The sequence below is a fragment of the Novosphingobium sp. B-7 genome (assembly GCF_000410615.1).
Lineage (GTDB): Bacteria > Pseudomonadota > Alphaproteobacteria > Sphingomonadales > Sphingomonadaceae > Novosphingobium > Novosphingobium capsulatum.
In genome coordinates this window covers 1-15,208 of the sequence record NZ_KE148331.1, presented here as the reverse complement: position 1 = coordinate 15,208, position 15,208 = coordinate 1, and the positions used below count along the sequence as shown (strand labels likewise).

14 protein-coding genes, 1 pseudogene and 1 CRISPR repeat array are annotated in these 15,208 nt (G+C 63.4%); of the genes and pseudogenes, 9 read left to right on the top strand and 6 right to left on the bottom strand.

Features of this window, described 5'->3' with window-relative positions:
- Together H926_RS26945 and H926_RS0110930 are read right to left on the bottom strand one after the other, a co-directional pair.
- The coding region (locus H926_RS26945; protein ID WP_051146333.1) for an MFS transporter at positions 1–857 on the bottom strand (857 nt) is incomplete at its 3' end.
- Entirely contained in the window at positions 854–1,300 is a 447-nt protein-coding gene (locus H926_RS0110930) for a MarR family winged helix-turn-helix transcriptional regulator (protein WP_043609124.1), read from the bottom strand. The genes H926_RS0110930 and H926_RS26945, both read right to left, overlap by 4 nt.
- A gap of 559 nt (positions 1,301–1,859) precedes the next feature.
- Between H926_RS0110930 and H926_RS26940 the strand changes: the two genes are divergently transcribed.
- Positions 1,860–3,860 carry a DUF4153 domain-containing protein gene (locus H926_RS26940; RefSeq protein ID WP_202804694.1) on the top strand — a complete coding sequence of 667 codons (2,001 nt, stop codon included), beginning with the start codon at positions 1,860–1,862 and terminating at the stop codon, positions 3,858–3,860.
- An 86-nt stretch (positions 3,861–3,946) separates the two neighbouring features.
- Here H926_RS26940 and H926_RS0110920 read toward each other — a convergent pair whose 3' ends face one another.
- Entirely contained in the window at positions 3,947–4,276 is a 330-nt protein-coding gene (locus tag H926_RS0110920; protein ID WP_022676330.1) for a low molecular weight protein tyrosine phosphatase family protein, read from the bottom strand.
- Between the two features lie 185 nt (positions 4,277–4,461).
- On the opposite strand from H926_RS0110920, the gene H926_RS35440 reads away from it, so the two are divergent.
- From H926_RS35440 to H926_RS0110900, 4 genes are read left to right on the top strand one after another with little or no spacing between them, the layout of a single operon-like run.
- Positions 4,462–4,596, top strand: coding sequence for a hypothetical protein (locus tag H926_RS35440; protein WP_022676329.1), 135 nt, complete (start codon positions 4,462–4,464; stop codon positions 4,594–4,596).
- Positions 4,593–5,693: an RNA ligase RtcB family protein gene (locus H926_RS0110910; protein ID WP_022676328.1), complete on the top strand. Its 1,101-nt coding sequence runs from the start codon at positions 4,593–4,595 to the stop codon at positions 5,691–5,693. The genes H926_RS35440 and H926_RS0110910 overlap by 4 nt, the downstream gene beginning before the upstream one ends.
- Positions 5,690–6,313, top strand: a complete 624-nt coding sequence (gene prfH / locus H926_RS0110905; protein WP_022676327.1) for a peptide chain release factor H — start codon at positions 5,690–5,692, stop codon at positions 6,311–6,313. Before H926_RS0110910 ends, prfH begins: the two co-directional genes overlap by 4 nt.
- Before the next feature lie 58 nt (positions 6,314–6,371).
- Positions 6,372–6,911, top strand: coding sequence for an HD domain-containing protein (locus H926_RS0110900; RefSeq protein ID WP_202804693.1), 540 nt, complete (start codon positions 6,372–6,374; stop codon positions 6,909–6,911).
- A 1-nt stretch (position 6,912) separates the two neighbouring features.
- On the opposite strand, the gene H926_RS0110895 is transcribed toward H926_RS0110900, so the two are convergent.
- Together H926_RS0110895 and rtcR are read right to left on the bottom strand one after the other, a co-directional pair.
- Positions 6,913–7,569, bottom strand: a complete 657-nt coding sequence (locus H926_RS0110895) for a DUF2185 domain-containing protein (RefSeq protein WP_022676325.1) — start codon at positions 7,567–7,569, stop codon at positions 6,913–6,915.
- 54 nt (positions 7,570–7,623) lie between these two features.
- On the bottom strand, positions 7,624–9,216 hold the full coding sequence (rtcR, locus tag H926_RS0110890) for an RNA repair transcriptional activator RtcR (protein WP_022676324.1): 1,593 nt from the start codon (positions 9,214–9,216) through the stop codon (positions 7,624–7,626).
- Positions 9,217–9,545: 329 nt separating this feature from the next.
- On the opposite strand from rtcR, the gene H926_RS0110885 reads away from it, so the two are divergent.
- The 3 genes from H926_RS0110885 (at position 9,546) to H926_RS0110875 (ending at position 12,305) form a co-directional block, all read left to right on the top strand.
- Entirely contained in the window at positions 9,546–10,772 is a 1,227-nt protein-coding gene (locus tag H926_RS0110885) for an RtcB family protein (RefSeq protein ID WP_022676323.1), read from the top strand.
- A gap of 35 nt (positions 10,773–10,807) precedes the next feature.
- On the top strand, positions 10,808–11,824 hold the full coding sequence (gene rtcA / locus H926_RS0110880; RefSeq protein ID WP_022676322.1) for an RNA 3'-terminal phosphate cyclase: 1,017 nt from the start codon (positions 10,808–10,810) through the stop codon (positions 11,822–11,824).
- 142 nt (positions 11,825–11,966) lie between these two features.
- Positions 11,967–12,305, top strand: coding sequence for a hypothetical protein (locus H926_RS0110875; protein ID WP_022676321.1), 339 nt, complete (start codon positions 11,967–11,969; stop codon positions 12,303–12,305).
- A gap of 561 nt (positions 12,306–12,866) precedes the next feature.
- Here H926_RS0110875 and H926_RS35435 read toward each other — a convergent pair.
- Positions 12,867–13,013 (bottom strand): annotated as a pseudogene (locus H926_RS35435) (helix-turn-helix domain-containing protein); the annotation flags it as partial.
- A gap of 123 nt (positions 13,014–13,136) precedes the next feature.
- Positions 13,137–13,470: direct repeats of the CRISPR family, unit length 29 nt; unit sequence GGGACTATCCCCGCGCGTGCGGGGGAAAC.
- Positions 13,471–13,589: 119 nt separating this feature from the next.
- Here H926_RS35435 and H926_RS26935 point away from each other — a divergent pair.
- Positions 13,590–15,208 (top strand): CRISPR-associated endonuclease Cas3'' (locus H926_RS26935; protein WP_082209113.1); only part of this gene is annotated, 1,619 nt, incomplete at its 3' end.

The window sequence follows — 15,208 nt, the reverse complement described above, 5'->3', positions numbered from 1 at the left end:
AAGCCCATGGTGGACAGCAGCCCGGCAGCGGCCACCGGGGCAATGCCATGGTCCCCGCAGAATGCGATCATGTGCGTGCCGACCAGGCCATTGGTGGTCAGCCCGCAGACAAAGAACGTGCCGAACAGCAGCCAGAACATGGGCTGCCGCACCGCGCGCACCAACACGCTGAGCGCCAGGCCGGCCGTGCGGGCCTGGCGCGGCGCAGGCGGCGGCGGGCTGTCGGGCCCTTCGCCAAAGCGGCGCGTGCCGATGTCGGCGGGATGTTCGGGCATGACCAGGGCCACGAGCGGCACCAGCGCCAGGCAGACCAGGCTGACCGCCAGAACCACCGGCCGCCACGCGCCGTCGCGCGAAAGCCAGGCCAGCAGCGGCAGGAAAATCAGCGCACCCGTGGCTGTGCTGGCACTCAGCAGGCCCATGACCAGCCCCTGCCGCGTGGCGAACCAGCGATTGACCACGGCCGCACCCAGCACCGAGGCAACCGCGCCGCTGCCGATGCCCGACAATACCCCCCAGGTCAGCACATAGTGCCACGGCAGCCGCATCCACAGGCTGGCAAAGGTGGCGAGCGACATCAGCATCAGCCCGGCCAGCATGGTGCGGCGGATGCCGAACGAAACCATCAGTGCCGCCGCAAAGGGGCCGACCAGGCCATAGAGAAAGATGCCGATCGCGGCGGCGAACGAGATCGTTGCCCGGTCCCAGCCGAAGTTGACCTGCAAAGGCACCATCAGCACGCCGGGCGTGGCGCGCAGCCCGGCCGAGACCAAAAGCGCCAGGAACGTCGCCGCGACGATCAGGATCAGGTGAAGGCGCGCGGGCACCAGCCCGGTCTTGTGCAGCAGGCGGCTCATGCCTGGCTTCCCTGCGCCAGCGTGACAAGGTCACCCAGCGCCGCTTCCACGCCGGCCCAGCGCTCTGGACCAAACGCGCCGATCATGCGCCGCTGCGCCTCTTCCCAGGCGCCTTGCGAATTGGCCACCGCGTCGCGTCCCTGCGCCGTCAGGCGCGCCTGCTTGGCGCGCCCCTTGCCCTCGGCAACAGCGATCCACCCTTCCCGCTCCAGCGGCTTGAGCGTGCGATACAGCGTGGTCCGGTCCATCACCAGCACGTGCGCCAGGTCCATCAGCGGCACCGGTTCGTGCCGCGCGATATTCCGCAAGACCGCAAACTGGGTGAGCGACAGGGCAGACCCTTCCATGACCTCGTCATAGAAGCGGGTCATCGCGCGCGCGGCCTTGCGCAGCGCGTTGCAGGCGCATGCCACGCCATCGATCGAAAGCGAATCATGATGCATATGCATCATTTAGCCGTCGCACGCATTTCGGTCAACGATCGAGCCGCCTGGGGCTTGACCACTGACCAACAACAATATGTAATCGCAAATATTCTGCCGCCGTGCCGCCATCTTGGCCGCAAAAGCATCGTCATCACAGGCAAACAGCGCGCGGCATCATCGACCGCTGCTTGCCACCGACAATAACAGTGATGTTCGATGAGGCAAGAAATGGCTGTTTTCAGCCATTTGGCGATTTCTTGAGCAGCCCTGAAAACCGCTCGCGTGGCTAACTGCTCTGCCCCGGCTACACGAGTGCCGACAAGCAGATGTTTTCGGCGGCACCTGTGTCGCGATCCATGGTGTAATCGCCCTAATTGCGGTCGTTCAGAGCCTCTGACCCTGCCGCCGAAACCGACCGTTCGTCCATATGCCAAGTACCAGTTCACCGGGCAATGCCATGAGCCTGCACTCTGATCAAATCTCACTTCGATGCGCCACAGCGAAGGCGTGACCATACATTGCCTGTGCCAAGTAACTTGCTACACCATGCCTCGGGCAATGGATGAAAGGCTTCGAGATGAACGGTGAAGCGCAGGAGCAAGAAGGCCCACCGTCGCAAGTGTCACTGTTCTCTTTGTTTAATCTGCGCCTGGTCATCGGTTTTGCGCAGGGCATCTGCGCTTGGGCATTGCTGGAACTTTTGCCCAAGGCCTCAGGGTACACCAAACAGCCCGATGTCATGCAATGGTGGCCCTATCGGCATCCCGGCGTGTTTGCCGCGCTTTGCCTCATCGTGGCAATCCTGCCGGTGATCGCACTGGCAGAAGTCTGGCGCATGGCCAAACGGCCCCTGGCCATCTATCTGGCAGTTGCATGCGCGGTGTTGGCCAGCTTGGCGGGCTACGATATCTGGCGTGATCCTGTCGAGAATGGTTGGGGCGCCGCCACCAACCGCATTTGGCCCTCGTTCACGCTGATGTTCTGCGCTGGGATTGGCACTTTCATCGTCAATCAGTTGCTGGAGCACAAGGCGCGCGGTGCCAGCCTGTGGTCCCGCTATGCCGACCATTTCGAAGACAGTTGGATGCGCGCCTTCCAGTTCTTGCTGTCGCTGATTTTTACGGCGCTGGTATGGGGCGTCATCGAACTGGGGCGGGCACTGTTCGGGCTCATCCATCTCGACTGGTTCGGGCATATGATCGAGCATAACTGGTTCCGTTGCCCGTTACTCGCGCTCGCTTTCGCCGCCTCGGTGCACATCACCGACGTACGCCCGGCCTTGTTGCACGGGATGCGCAATTTGGGGCTGACGCTGCTGGCGTGGTTGTTACCGCTGGTGGTGGTGCTGGGCTGGGGGTTCCTGCTGGGGCTGGTGTTCACCGGCCTCACCCCCTTGTGGGGCACGCGGTTTGCGGCATCGATCCTGCTGTGGGCAGTGGTTGTCACGCTGGTCCTGCTGAATGCGGCTTACAAGGATGGCGACCAGCCTACCCCGGCGGTGATCCGTTGGGCAGGACGCGTCGCGCCGCCGATGATGCTATTGATGACGCTGCTCGCCACCTATGCCATTGCCCAGCGGGTGGGTCAGTATGGCTGGACGCCGATGCGACTACGCTCCGCGATGGCGGCGACCATCGGGTTGATTTACGCGGCGGGTTACACCCGCGCGGCGGTGCTGAAGGGGCCGTGGCTCAAGGGCATCGAACCTGTCAATATCGCCGCAAGCCTCGGGATTGTGGCCGTTCTGGTGCTGAAACTGACCCCCATCGCTGATCCGGCGCGGATTTCGGTCAACAGTCAGGTTGCACGATTGACCTCGGGCAAGCTGGCGGCGGCGAAGTTCGATTATCAGTTCCTGCGCTTCAATTCTGGGGGCTATGGCACGAATGCGCTTGCCGCGCTGGCGGGCAGCAGTACGCCGGAAATCGCGATGCGTGCCAGACAGGCGCAAGTCCTCCAGCATTTTTCGTACAGCGACGGCGGCGACACCCCCGACCCTGCCCAGACCGAGCCTGCCTTCACCCATGCCTCGGTCTATCCCAAGGGCGCCCGACTACCTGATGGTTTCCGCAAGACCAAATGGGCGGATTCGTCGGATTATTTTGCCGGACCGGATTGCATGAAAAACGGTGCACCATGCGATGTCATCGTGCTGCCGGGCAAGGATTCTGGTGCGCCGTTGCTGCTGGTCATCGACGGGCCAGCGCCATCCGACAAGCCGGCTACCGCCAAACGAGACGTGCCCCAAGTCGTCATCCAAGCAGCAGCGAACACGTATGGCGGCTCCTCGCCAGTGTACGGCCTAGACGCCAATGGCAAATGGGCGAAAATTGGCGCGCTCAGCTCCGTGGGCTGTGCAGGGGTGCGTGAAGCGTTGCGCCGTGGGGAGGCTGTTCCATCAAGGCCCTTGCACGATGATATCATCGCCGGTGGTCAGCATTTGACCTTCACTGTCGAGAACACAGTCGTTTGCCCGCCCGCCTCCCAGCCACGCGCAACACCGACCGCCGCCGCTCCCGTCGATGCATCGGCGCCCAGTGGTATGGGCCCGGCTTTTGGCAAACCGGGCGGACTGTAAGAACAGCAAATTTGGTGAAGGAATGCTGACAAAGCCGACCTTGGCAAGCCCAATAACTTGCGTCGGAAGCAGCCATCCATTCACGATCATGCGGGCGGCAGATGCCGCGCCATACGGGCCTTGAGCAATTCCACCAGCTCCGACTGCATGAAGGCATATTCGTCCGGAATATCCAGGCAGATCACGCGCTGCCCGCGCAAAGCCCCGCGGAAACGCCGCTGCAGCTTGGCGCGGTGCTGCTTTTCCATCACGACGATCACATCGGCCCATGATACCAGTTCAGCGGTCAGCGGGTTTTCCGCATCATGATTGGTGCCGGCAGAAGACACTTCCAACCCAGGGTAATGGGCGAACACTTGCTCTGCCGTCGGGCTGCGGAGACGGTTCTGGCTGCAAACGAACAGAATGGTTTTCAAGCAACGCCCCGCACAAAAATCGACAGCCCCTTGTTGAATGACTTGCCCAGCAGGTCAATCCGAACTATCGCCGCTGCCAGCCAAGACCGGCCTGTTTTTGAACAAGGAAAGGAGAAGACCATGCGCGCAGCATTCGCCCGCACCACACATCACTTCTTATTTCCCTGTGTTCAGGAACAGATTGCATGGGCAATTCCATCGCAGGCGAACCGTTTCGCCTGATGGCTTTTCGCGGCCATCGCGCCGCTAATTTTACCGACATCGTTATCCTTGTTGCTTTTCGCTTTGGCCAAAACCGTGGCCGGGGTGGTGCGCAATGAGCGCCATAACCCTGATTGCCACGGATCCAGCGCGTTTCGATCCCGTGGCGCTCGATCAACTCGAAGCGTGCGCGCGTTATGACGGAATGGCGCGCATTGTCGGCCTGCCCGATCTGCATGCCGGCAATGGCATTGCCGTGGGCGCGGCCTTCTGGTCGCCAAGCCACGTCTGGCCGCATCTCGTCGGTAGCGACATCGGCTGCGGCATGGCCTTGTGGGAAACAGACTGCCTCGTGCGCAAGTTTCGCCTCAGTGCGATCGAACGCAAGTTGCACGGGCTCGACGCGCCTTGGGCAGGCGATCATGCGGAGGCTCTGGCCGAGGTTGGACTCCCGCCGCGTGTCGCCAGTCCGGCGCTGGGCACGATTGGTGGTGGCAACCACTTCGTCGAATTCCAGCGCATCGAAGCCATTGCCGATGAGACACGCTTTGCCGACCTGGGCCTGCGTCATGATCGCGTGTGGATGATGGTTCACAGTGGCTCGCGCGGGTTGGGACAAGCCATCCTGCAGGCGCATCGCCAAGCAGACGCGCGCCAAGGCATTCCTGCTGGGCATGCCAAGGCGAAGGCCTATCTGGCGGAGCATGATGGCGCGCTGGCATGGGCCATTCTCAACCGCCAGATCATCGCCCGGCGCTTTTGCGAGAGCCTGGGGTTTGATGGCCGGCGCGTATTGGATATCTGCCACAACAGCGTGACGCCGCATCGGGGCGGATGGCTGCACCGCAAAGGGGCGGCGCCGGCCGATCGCGGGCTGGTGACCATCCCTGGCTCGCGTGGCGATTTCAGCTATCTGGTCGAACCCATCGCGGAAGCAGCCGATCATGCGCTTCATTCGCTGGCCCATGGCGCGGGGCGCAAGTGGAGCCGAAAGGATGCCCACGCGCGCCTATCGCGCCGCTTCAAGGTGGCTGATCTGCAACGCACCGCGCTTGGCAGCCAGGTGATCTGCGAGGATCGCCGCCTGATCTTCGAAGAAGCGCCCGACGCCTACAAGGATATCGGCATGGTCATCGCCGATCTGGAACAAGTTGGGTTGATCCGCGTGATTGCCAAGCTGCGCCCCTTGCTCAGCTACAAGACGAGGGCAGCATGAACGAGGTGATCCTGCATATCACGGCGGGCAAGGGCCCACGGGAATGCTGCTGGGTGGTGGCAGGACTGGCCCGCGCCTTTACGCGGGAGGCCAAGGCGGCGGGGCTGGAATGCGCATTGCTGGATGGGGCGGAGGCGTTGCCCGCGTCCGTCCTGCTGCGCATCGCTGGCGAGGGATCGGTGGTCTTTGCCGCCCAGCGTATCGGTACCAACCAGTGGATCGGCAACAGTCCCTTTCGTCCTACCCACAAGCGGCGCAACTGGTTCGTTGGCGTATCCTTGGCGCCCACGCCTGAAGAGATGATCGATCTGGAAGAGGAGGATATCGATTATCAGGCGATGCGCGCCAGTGGGCCGGGCGGCCAGCATGTCAACAAGACCGACAGTGCAGTGCGGGCAACGCACCGGCCAACCGGCCTTGTCGCCATGGCGCAGGAGCAGCGCTCGCAGCACGCCAACCGCAAGCTGGCGTGGCTGAAACTGGCGATCATGCTGCAAGCGCGACACCAGCGGGCCAGGGACGACGGGCGCCGAGAGCAATGGCAAGTTCATCAGGAGCTTGAACGTGGCAATGCGGTTCGGGTCTATGCCGGTGAACGGTTTCAGCTAAGATCGGCTTGAATTCGCATCGGTGGGTGGGCTCGCGTTCACCCACCGATCTTCCGGAGATATCGGATTGTTGTCCCAAGACCTTGCCGCATTGCCGCTGGTTCTCGATGCCTGCGCTTTCGCCACGCGCATGCACGGCAAGCAGCAGCGCAAATACACCGGCGAGCCCTATGTGCTGCATTGCCTGGAAGTGGCACGAACGGTGGCGGACGTTGGTGGAACGCCCACAATGATTGTGGCAGCCCTGCTTCACGATGTGGTCGAGGATACCGAGGCAACCATCGAGGATGTCCGCGCCGCATTTGGCGAGGACATCGCGCAAGGGGTGGCATGGCTTACCGACGCCAGCCGCCCAGAAGACGGTAATCGCGCGATCCGCAAGGCGATCGACCGCGCGCACCTGGCCCGGGCCCCTGCCGAGATGAAGACCGTCAAGCTGGCCGATGTGATTTCCAACACGCGCTCGATCGTGGAGCACGGCGATGGCTTTGCGCGAGTCTATCTGCGCGAGATTTCCAGCCTGCTGGAGGTGCTGACCGAAGGCGATCCGGCGCTGTTGCGGCTGGCGCAGGCGGAAGTGGAACGAGGCTCGGCCAAGTGGCTTGAATGACCTATTCCTCCCTGACGTAAATCCCCGTTTCAAAGTTGCGAGTCAGCCTTGTCCCGGCTGGCTCATCAATCCACGCAAGCCAGCTGTCATCCCGGTTCAATACCGCGCCCAGCGCGACATAGGACGCTTTGCGCTCCGCCAGTTCCTCGTCGGAAGCACCGTTAAAGCGCCCTCTGATCCGCCATCCGCTATCGGTGTGTTTGTCGCCCTCCTGCGTCATGTCTGGCTCCTCGCGATAGAGATATTCGATCGGCTCACTGCCATTGAGCACGCAATCGTCGACAAGGCAGCGCTCCCAATACTCACGGTATTCCGATGTGGGAGGAGCATCATCGGGCCTGTTCCAGATGATGTCGACTATATGGTGGCGCTCAAACGTGATGGCGTCGTCAGGTTTGAGCGGGGAGGTCGGTTCATAGGGTTGATTGCCTAGCGTACCAGACAGGTGGTCTCCTTCGGCCCGCCCAACTTTAACCCACATTCGCTCACCGGCATATTCCTCGGTCTCGTGCGTGTATTCGAACAGCAGCTTGACGAGATCGTTGGGCTGCACTGCAGCGATCTCGGCCATGCTTGGCAGGAAGAACGTATAGCGCGCTTCGGCCGCTCGCAGGCGAGGATCGTCGAGATAGTAGTTTGGCAAGATCGGGCTGCTCATCGCGAATGGATAGGTCCGTCATTTGAGATTGTATAGTTAGGCTGGCACCCAGCATTATTGCCTGCCTTTGAAATCGTCCCATCCCAGCCCGAACCGCGCCAGATATTTGCGCAGCCGGTCGGCGTCGTTGGTGCTGGCACGCTTCTCGCGCGAGGCGGCGAAGAGTTTGCGGCCTGCTTCCGACAGCGACCGGGCAGATGCGCAAGTCGCCACGACATAGGCCAGTTGCACGCGATCAAACGGGTCGAGGTCGTCCAGCGCATCGGGCGATAGCCAACGTCCCAGCCCGTCCCCATCCCTCGCCCCATCGCCCCAAAGACGCTTGAGCCGCTCGATTTCCTTGGTCACCGCCGCAACATCGATCCGTCCCTTGGGCGAAAAGGTCGCCATGCGCGTCACGCTGGCGGCCAGATCGCGAAAATTGCCTGACCAGCGCGCGGCGGGAGACAGCGCGAAGGCAAGGTAATCGGCGCGCGCTTCCTTGTTGAACGTCACCCGCTCGCCTTCGCGCTCGGCATGACGGTCGAGTTCATAGTCAAGGTTGGGAGCGATATCCTCGCGCCGCTCGGAAAGGCCGGGAAGCGCAAACGTCCAGAGGTTGAGGCGGGCGTAGAGGTCTTCGCGGAAAGTGCCTGCCGCCACGCACGACGCCAGATCGCGGTTGGTCCCGGCGATCAGCTGGAATTCGCTCTGCGCCTCCTTGTCGGCGCCCACGGGCAGGAACCGCTTGTCCTCGATCGCGCGCAGGATCATCGCCTGCTCGTCGAGACCCAGTTCGCCGATTTCATCGAGGAACAGCATCCCGCCATCGGCACTCCGCAAAAGTCCGGCACGATCGGCCGCCGCGCCGGTAAACGCGCCCTTCTTGTGGCCAAATAGTGCCGACATCGCGCTGTCCCCACGCAAGGTAGCGCAGTTCACTTCAACAAAGCTGCCCGTCATCTGGCGCTTGAGCTTCTTGAGTTCGAAGATGCGGCGGGCGAGCTGGCTTTTGCCCGCGCCGGTTGGTCCCATCAGCAGGATCGGCGCGCGCGTGCGACCGGCCACCTGCTCGATCTCGTCGATCATGGCATTGAAGGCAGGATTGCGCGTCTCGATCCCCGATTTGAGGAAGGACGAACGCTCTGCGCTTTCGCTGGCAAAGCGCGTGGCGATGCTGTCGTAGCGCGAGAGATCGAGATCAATCACGCTCCACGTACCTGCCGCATCGGGCGCGCCGCGCCGGGGCTGGGTCTGGAGCAGGCGCCCGGGCAGATAATGCGCCTCAGTCAGCAGGAACAGGCAGATCTGCGCAACATGGGTGCCAGTGGTGATATGCACCAGCACGTCCTCAGCGTCCGGGTCCAGGGCCAGCTCGCGCGCAAGGTCAAGCAGCTTGCCGTAGACCTCCTCGAAATCCCAGGCGTCCTGGAAATCGAGAACATGCCGTTCCACCCGCGTCTCGGGCGAAACCGAGGCAATGTCCTGCGTCACATAGTCCGCAAGGCGGCCGTGCAAAGTGCCGTGGATCATCACGAAGCGATCCACGCGCAGATCCTCGTGCATGCACAGGCCTACCGACGGCCGCCACTTCGTCCAGCGCGATGGACCGAATTTGGCAGCGTCCAGCGTGGAGCCGAGGAAGCTGATGACGGTGGTGGGCCTCATGCGCGAATTTTATATCAGCTTATATGTCAGGATACAAATTGGTGAGTATATCGGATGATCGGTTTCGCTCCCGAACGGCATCCCTATTTTAATTGATAATATAATCAGTGGCTTGATCGATTTTTGCAACGTCATCCCGAAAATTGGCACGCCATCTGCAATGTGGATGGCGTCGGGTCAGTCGAACAGCCCGACAGGTAAGCGGCAACAGGGGCGGTCGGAATGGGCCGGCCGCCCCCGGACGCCCCCCACAGGAAATTTGCCATGGACGGCTTGCGACTTGCCAGAGCCGCGCCGCCGGCACCACGATGACAATGCGGGAGGCCGGTATGGCTGAAACTACGTATGAAGTGCAGAACGTCGAAGGCGGCATGCCGATCAAGATGTGGACACGCGGCGTGCCGGTGGAAGACGAAGCGCGCGCGCAATTGGTGCGCGCGGCCAAGATGCCGTTCATCTTCAAGCATGTCGCCGCCATGCCCGACGTGCACGTCGGCATCGGTGCCACGGTCGGTTCGGTCATCCCCACGCGCGGTGCGGTAATCCCGGCTGCGGTGGGGGTGGACATCGGCTGCGGCATGATGGCCGCACGCACCTCGCTGATGGCGCATGACCTGCCCGACAATCTGGAAGGCATCCGCAGCGCCATCGAGCAGGCCGTGCCGCATGGGCGCAGCGTGGGGCGTGGCAAGCGCGATCACGGCTCATGGGGCAACCCGCCGGCCGCGATTGTCGAGGCCTGGGCCGGCCTGGCGGTGCGCTTTGCGCAGATCTGCGACAAGCATCCCCGATTGAAGAACACCAACAATCTCACGCACCTGGGCACGCTGGGCACCGGCAATCACTTCATCGAACTGTGCCTCGACCAGGACGCACGGGTGTGGGTGATGCTGCATTCCGGATCACGCGGGGTGGGCAATGCGATTGGCAGCTTTTTCATCGAACTGGCCAAGCAGGACATGCGCAAGTGGCACATCAACCTGCCCGATGAAGACCTTGCCTATTTCCCGGAAGGGACCGACCATTTCGACGACTATGTCGAAGCGGTGGGCTGGGCACAGGATTTCGCGGCGCTCAACCGGCGGATGATGATGGCCAATGTGATATCCGCTCTGCGGGGCCAGATCGCCAAGCCGTTCGACGCCGAGTTGGAAGCGGTGAACTGTCACCACAACTATGTGACGCGCGAAAACCACTTCGGCGAGAACGTGCTGGTCACCCGCAAGGGCGCGGTGCGGGCGGCCAAGGGCGTGTTGGGCATCATCCCCGGTTCGATGGGGGCGAAAAGCTTCATCGTGCGCGGCCTCGGCAATGCGGAGAGCTTTGACAGTTGTTCGCATGGCGCAGGCCGCGTGATGAGCCGCACAGCGGCCAAGCGCTTGGTCAGCCTGGCCGACCATATCGCCGATACCGCGGGCGTCGAATGCCGCAAGGATGTCGGCGTGATCGATGAAACGCCCCGCGCCTACAAGCCGATTGAGGCCGTGATGGCGGCGCAGGCCGATCTGGTCGAGATCGTCCACACATTGAAGCAGGTGGTCTGCGTGAAGGGGTAACTCCCCTTCGCACAGCGCCCAATCGAGAAGAGCAGATGATTACGATCGATGGATCCGAAGGCGAAGGCGGTGGCCAGATGGTGCGCAATTCGTGCGCGCTGTCGCTGGTCACTGGCCAGCCTTTCCGCATCACCAACATTCGCGCCAAGCGTTCCAAGCCGGGGCTGATGCGCCAGCATGTGACCGCGGTAGAGGCTGCGGCGGCCATTTCTGGCAGCGAATGCAGCGGCCTGACGGTGGGCTCGTCCGACCTCACCTTCCATCCCGGCAAGGCCCAGGCCGGAGACTATCGCTTTGCCGTTGGAACTGCGGGCAGTACCGGGCTGGTGCTGCAAACGGTGCTGATGCCGCTGCTTCTGGCCGACGGCCCGTCGCGGCTGGTACTTGAAGGGGGCACGCACAACATGCTGGCCCCGCCGTTCGATTTTATCGAGCGCTGCTTTCTTCCCATCATCAACCGCATGGGGCCGCGCGTCTCCGCGCGCCTGATGCGCCATGGCTTTTACCCGCGCGGCGGCGGGCGGATCGAGGTGGAGATTGCGCCGGCGCCGCTGGTGCCCGTCGACTGCACCTGGCGCGGGGATTTGCTCTGCGTGGGGGCGCAGGCGGCCTATTGCGGCCTTGCCGGCGAAATCCCGCAGCGCATGCTCGATCGGGCCCGCAAGGATTTGCCCGGCTGGGATGCAGAGGACTTTGCCATTCGCAAACTGCCCGACGATCAAGGCCCCGGCGCGATCCTGATGCTGGAGGCCCGCTATCAAGAAGTGACCGAAATCGTCAGCGGCTTTGGCCAATTGGGCGTGACTGCAGAGCGATTGGGCAAGACCGCTGCGGCGCGGATGCGCGGCTATCTGGAAAGCGATGCCTTTGCCGGGCCCTATCTTGCCGATCAGCTCATCCTGCCATTCGTGTTGGCAGGCGGCGGCGCGTTCACGACGGTCAAGCCCAGCCAGCATCTGGTCACCGCCATCGACATTGCGCAGCGCTTCACCGACCGGACCGTCAGGCTCGAACATCAAGAAGGCGGCTGTCATCGCGTCGGAGTTGAGTGACTATTGCCCTATTACCCGCCATTTAATGAGCAATGATCGCGGCAACAGAACCGGTCGTTGGTTCATCCCTAAACGCGGCGCCAACGAATGGGGACAGCCGCCAACGTTGCGGACAGCTGCGGGGCCATGTACCAATCAAAGGATGGCAAAGGCTGATAGGTTGGAACGCCTCGACGTTCGTCGTACAGAACTTGAAACGGAATATATGGCAGCGCTGATTGATGCCTTGCGCGTTACGGCTGCAGGAAAATGGGGCCTTTTTGATCACAACGCAGACCGCTGGTCGCGCAAGGCTGTAGCCCCGGTCATCGAAAATTTGGCTGAAATCGGTCAGGCGACCGACCAAATGAGAGAGCAGCTCGGCATGCCGCCTTTCGCGCTTCAACAGGAATTCCTCGCATCTCGTGGGCCTGTCAAGTCGGATGCGGTAGGCGAGCCCAAGCAGGCGCAAGCTTGGCTGGATCGACTGGACAGCCGGTAAGAGGGATATCCAACTCTAAACAGGTGCCCATGTATGCCAGGACATCGGGTTCGGCATGGTCCATCAAAGTCGCCAGTCTTGGGAGCCTCGGACGCATCTGGTCGGCGACGGAACGCCATTGCTGGCTGGCCGCCTCAGGCGTTTCCGGGTGCGGCGCCCAGCGCATTCTATGGCTCGCAGCGCGAGCCGGTGGACTTGCGCGGGTGGCGCCGCTGGGCAACGATACCTGGAGCGTACGCTATCACTATGCCACGGGTAGCAAGGTGTGCGATGGGCGCGCCTACATCGCCCGCATCCGCGCGCTGAACGGCTGCTAACCGCCCTCGAAATCGCGCGCGATCTGCCCGAGCCGCGCGGTGATTTCGGCGCGGGAGGCGGTGACGCCTGCCGCTTGCGAATGGGCGGGCCAGGCGGCCACGGCATCCGCCACTTCGGCGATGACCTGGCCGGCACGGGCTGGCGCGATGCCGGGAGGCGGGAGCGCGCCTGTTTCTGGGCCTTGAGCAGATCATCCATGCTGGTGGCCGGCGGCGGCAGAAACAGCGCCTCGAGATGCTGCTCGCAGCGCAGCACGATGGCGGCCCGCACCAGATCCTCGATCGACGCGCCCCCTTGCGTCTCCATCCGCCGCCAAGTGCTATAGGATACGCCCGACTGCCGCGCCGCTTCGGCCTGGGTGATCCCCAAGGCCGCGCGGCGCGTGAACAATGATAGAGATAAATGCAATTAAATGCTCATATATCAACGTATTCAGCCCCGCTCCCGCTATGCAAGGTGCCGCGACACCAACCCATCTGAATTGAACGTGACCGTTCTATTCAACAAGGTCCGAGGGAAATCCCCGCGTGTGCGGGGGAAACTGCGTGATCGCGGAGATACCGGGCACGGTGACGGGACTATCCCCGCGCGTGCGGGGGAGACTCCTCCTGCCGCACCGTGCGGCGTTGGAGGTGGGGACTATCCCCGCGCGTGCGGGGGAAACTCATTTGCCTGCGTGGAAATGCCAACACCGCCGGGACTATCCCCGCGCGTGCGGGGGAAACCAAGCCAGCCCGGTGTTCGGGTTGGAGAAGTTGGGACTATCCCCGCGCGTGCGGGGGAAACGGCGATCCTGAGACCGCGCCAACACCTAGATTGGGACTATCCCCGCGCGTGCGGGGGAAACCCTGTTATACAACATTCTGTTCACAAAGGGAAAGAGCCGACGCGTCGTGCAAGCGGTGCCGTCGACCCTTGTGCAAAAGCGGGTGGCGGGTAGCGTTGTTTCGCGGCAAAGTGGGGGGCATGTCTAGCCCCATTCCACGCGCCTGGGCCAAGTTGGCTGATGAGCTGGCGCACCGGTCAGCCCTGCCGCTGACGGATCACGGCGGCGATGTGGCGGCAGTGTTTGCCCAACTGGTGGCGCAAGGGCATTGGCAACGCTTGCTGAACCGCGCGGCGGAGCGGGAGCTGGGCGCGCAGGATGTGGCGCGGCTGTGCGTGCTGGCCTATCTGCACGATCTGGGCAAGGCCAACCGGGGTTTCTGGTTGCGGCAGTTTCCCGGCGCGCGCCTGGTTGGGCACACCCGCGAAACAGCGCCCTTGCTGCGCACCGACTTGCGGCAAAGGCCCGAAGTGGCGCCGTTGGTTGCCATGCTGCGCGACTGGGGCTGTGGCGAACACTTTGCCGCCGTGATGGCGCACCATGGCACGCCGCTGAATGCCTATTCGAAACGCGAAGGCGCCCTGGCGGTAGAGCAGCCGATCATTGCCCGGATGCGGAGCGAATGGGCCGCGCACGACGGCTATGATCCGCTGGCGCAACTGGCCGCGTTGCTCGGTGATGTGGCGGCGCGCTTTCCGCTGGCCTTTGCGCCGGGACCGCCGCTGCCGCCGGCACCGGCCTTTGTCGCGCTGCTGGGCGGATTGGTAACCCTGGCCGATTGGCTGGGATCAGACACCGCGCTGTTTCCCGTGGCCGGCCCGCATGATGCCGCGCGCGAAGCGTTGCGCCGCGATCATGGTCCGCGGGCCATTGAAACGCGCGGGTTGGGCGATTGCGCAATGCCCGCTGCCACGTTCGAGGCGCTGTTCGGCTATCCCCCGCGCGGCGCACAGAGCGAAAGCGATGCGGCAGACCTGGGTGCGATTGCCCTGATCGAGGCGGAAACCGGTTCGGGCAAGACCGAGGCGGCACTGTGGCGCTGGCTGGCCCTGCGCGCGGCGGGGGCGGTAGATGGGCTCTATTTCGCACTGCCGACCCGATCGGCGGCGGTGCAATTGCATGGCCGCGTCAATGCCATGCTGCAACGGCTGACCGGCGGCACGGTGGAAGCAGTGCTGGCAGTGCCCGGCTATATCCGCGCCGGAATGCAGGATGGGCGGCGCGGGGCCGACGAAGCGGGCTTGCTGCCGGGCTTTGCCGTGACCTGGCCCGATGACGGCGCCAGCGAGGCGCGCTGGGCGGCCGAACAGCCCAAACGCTATCTGGCCGCGCGCGTGGCCGTGGGCACGATCGACCAGGCGTTGATGGCCGGGTTGCAACTGCGCCACGCCCATTTTCGGGCGGCCATGCTGGCGCGCAGCCTGCTGGTGGTGGACGAAGTGCATGCCTCAGACCACTTCATGGGCGAAACCTTGCGCGCGGTGCTGCGCAACCATCTGGCGCTGGGCGGGCACGCCCTGTTGCTGTCTGCCACGCTTTCGGCCGAAATGCGCGGGCGGCTGCTTGATCCGTTTTCGCCCGCGCCGCCGCTGCCCGATCTGGCAGAGGCGCAAGCCGCGCCCTATCCCGCGCTGTCGGGCATGGCGGCGGCACCCCGCCCGGTGCGCCAGGCAAACGCGCGGGCCAAAGTGGTGGCCTGGACCGCACAGCCGATCATCACCGATGCCGCCGCCATTGCCGCACAGGCCATCGCCGCGGC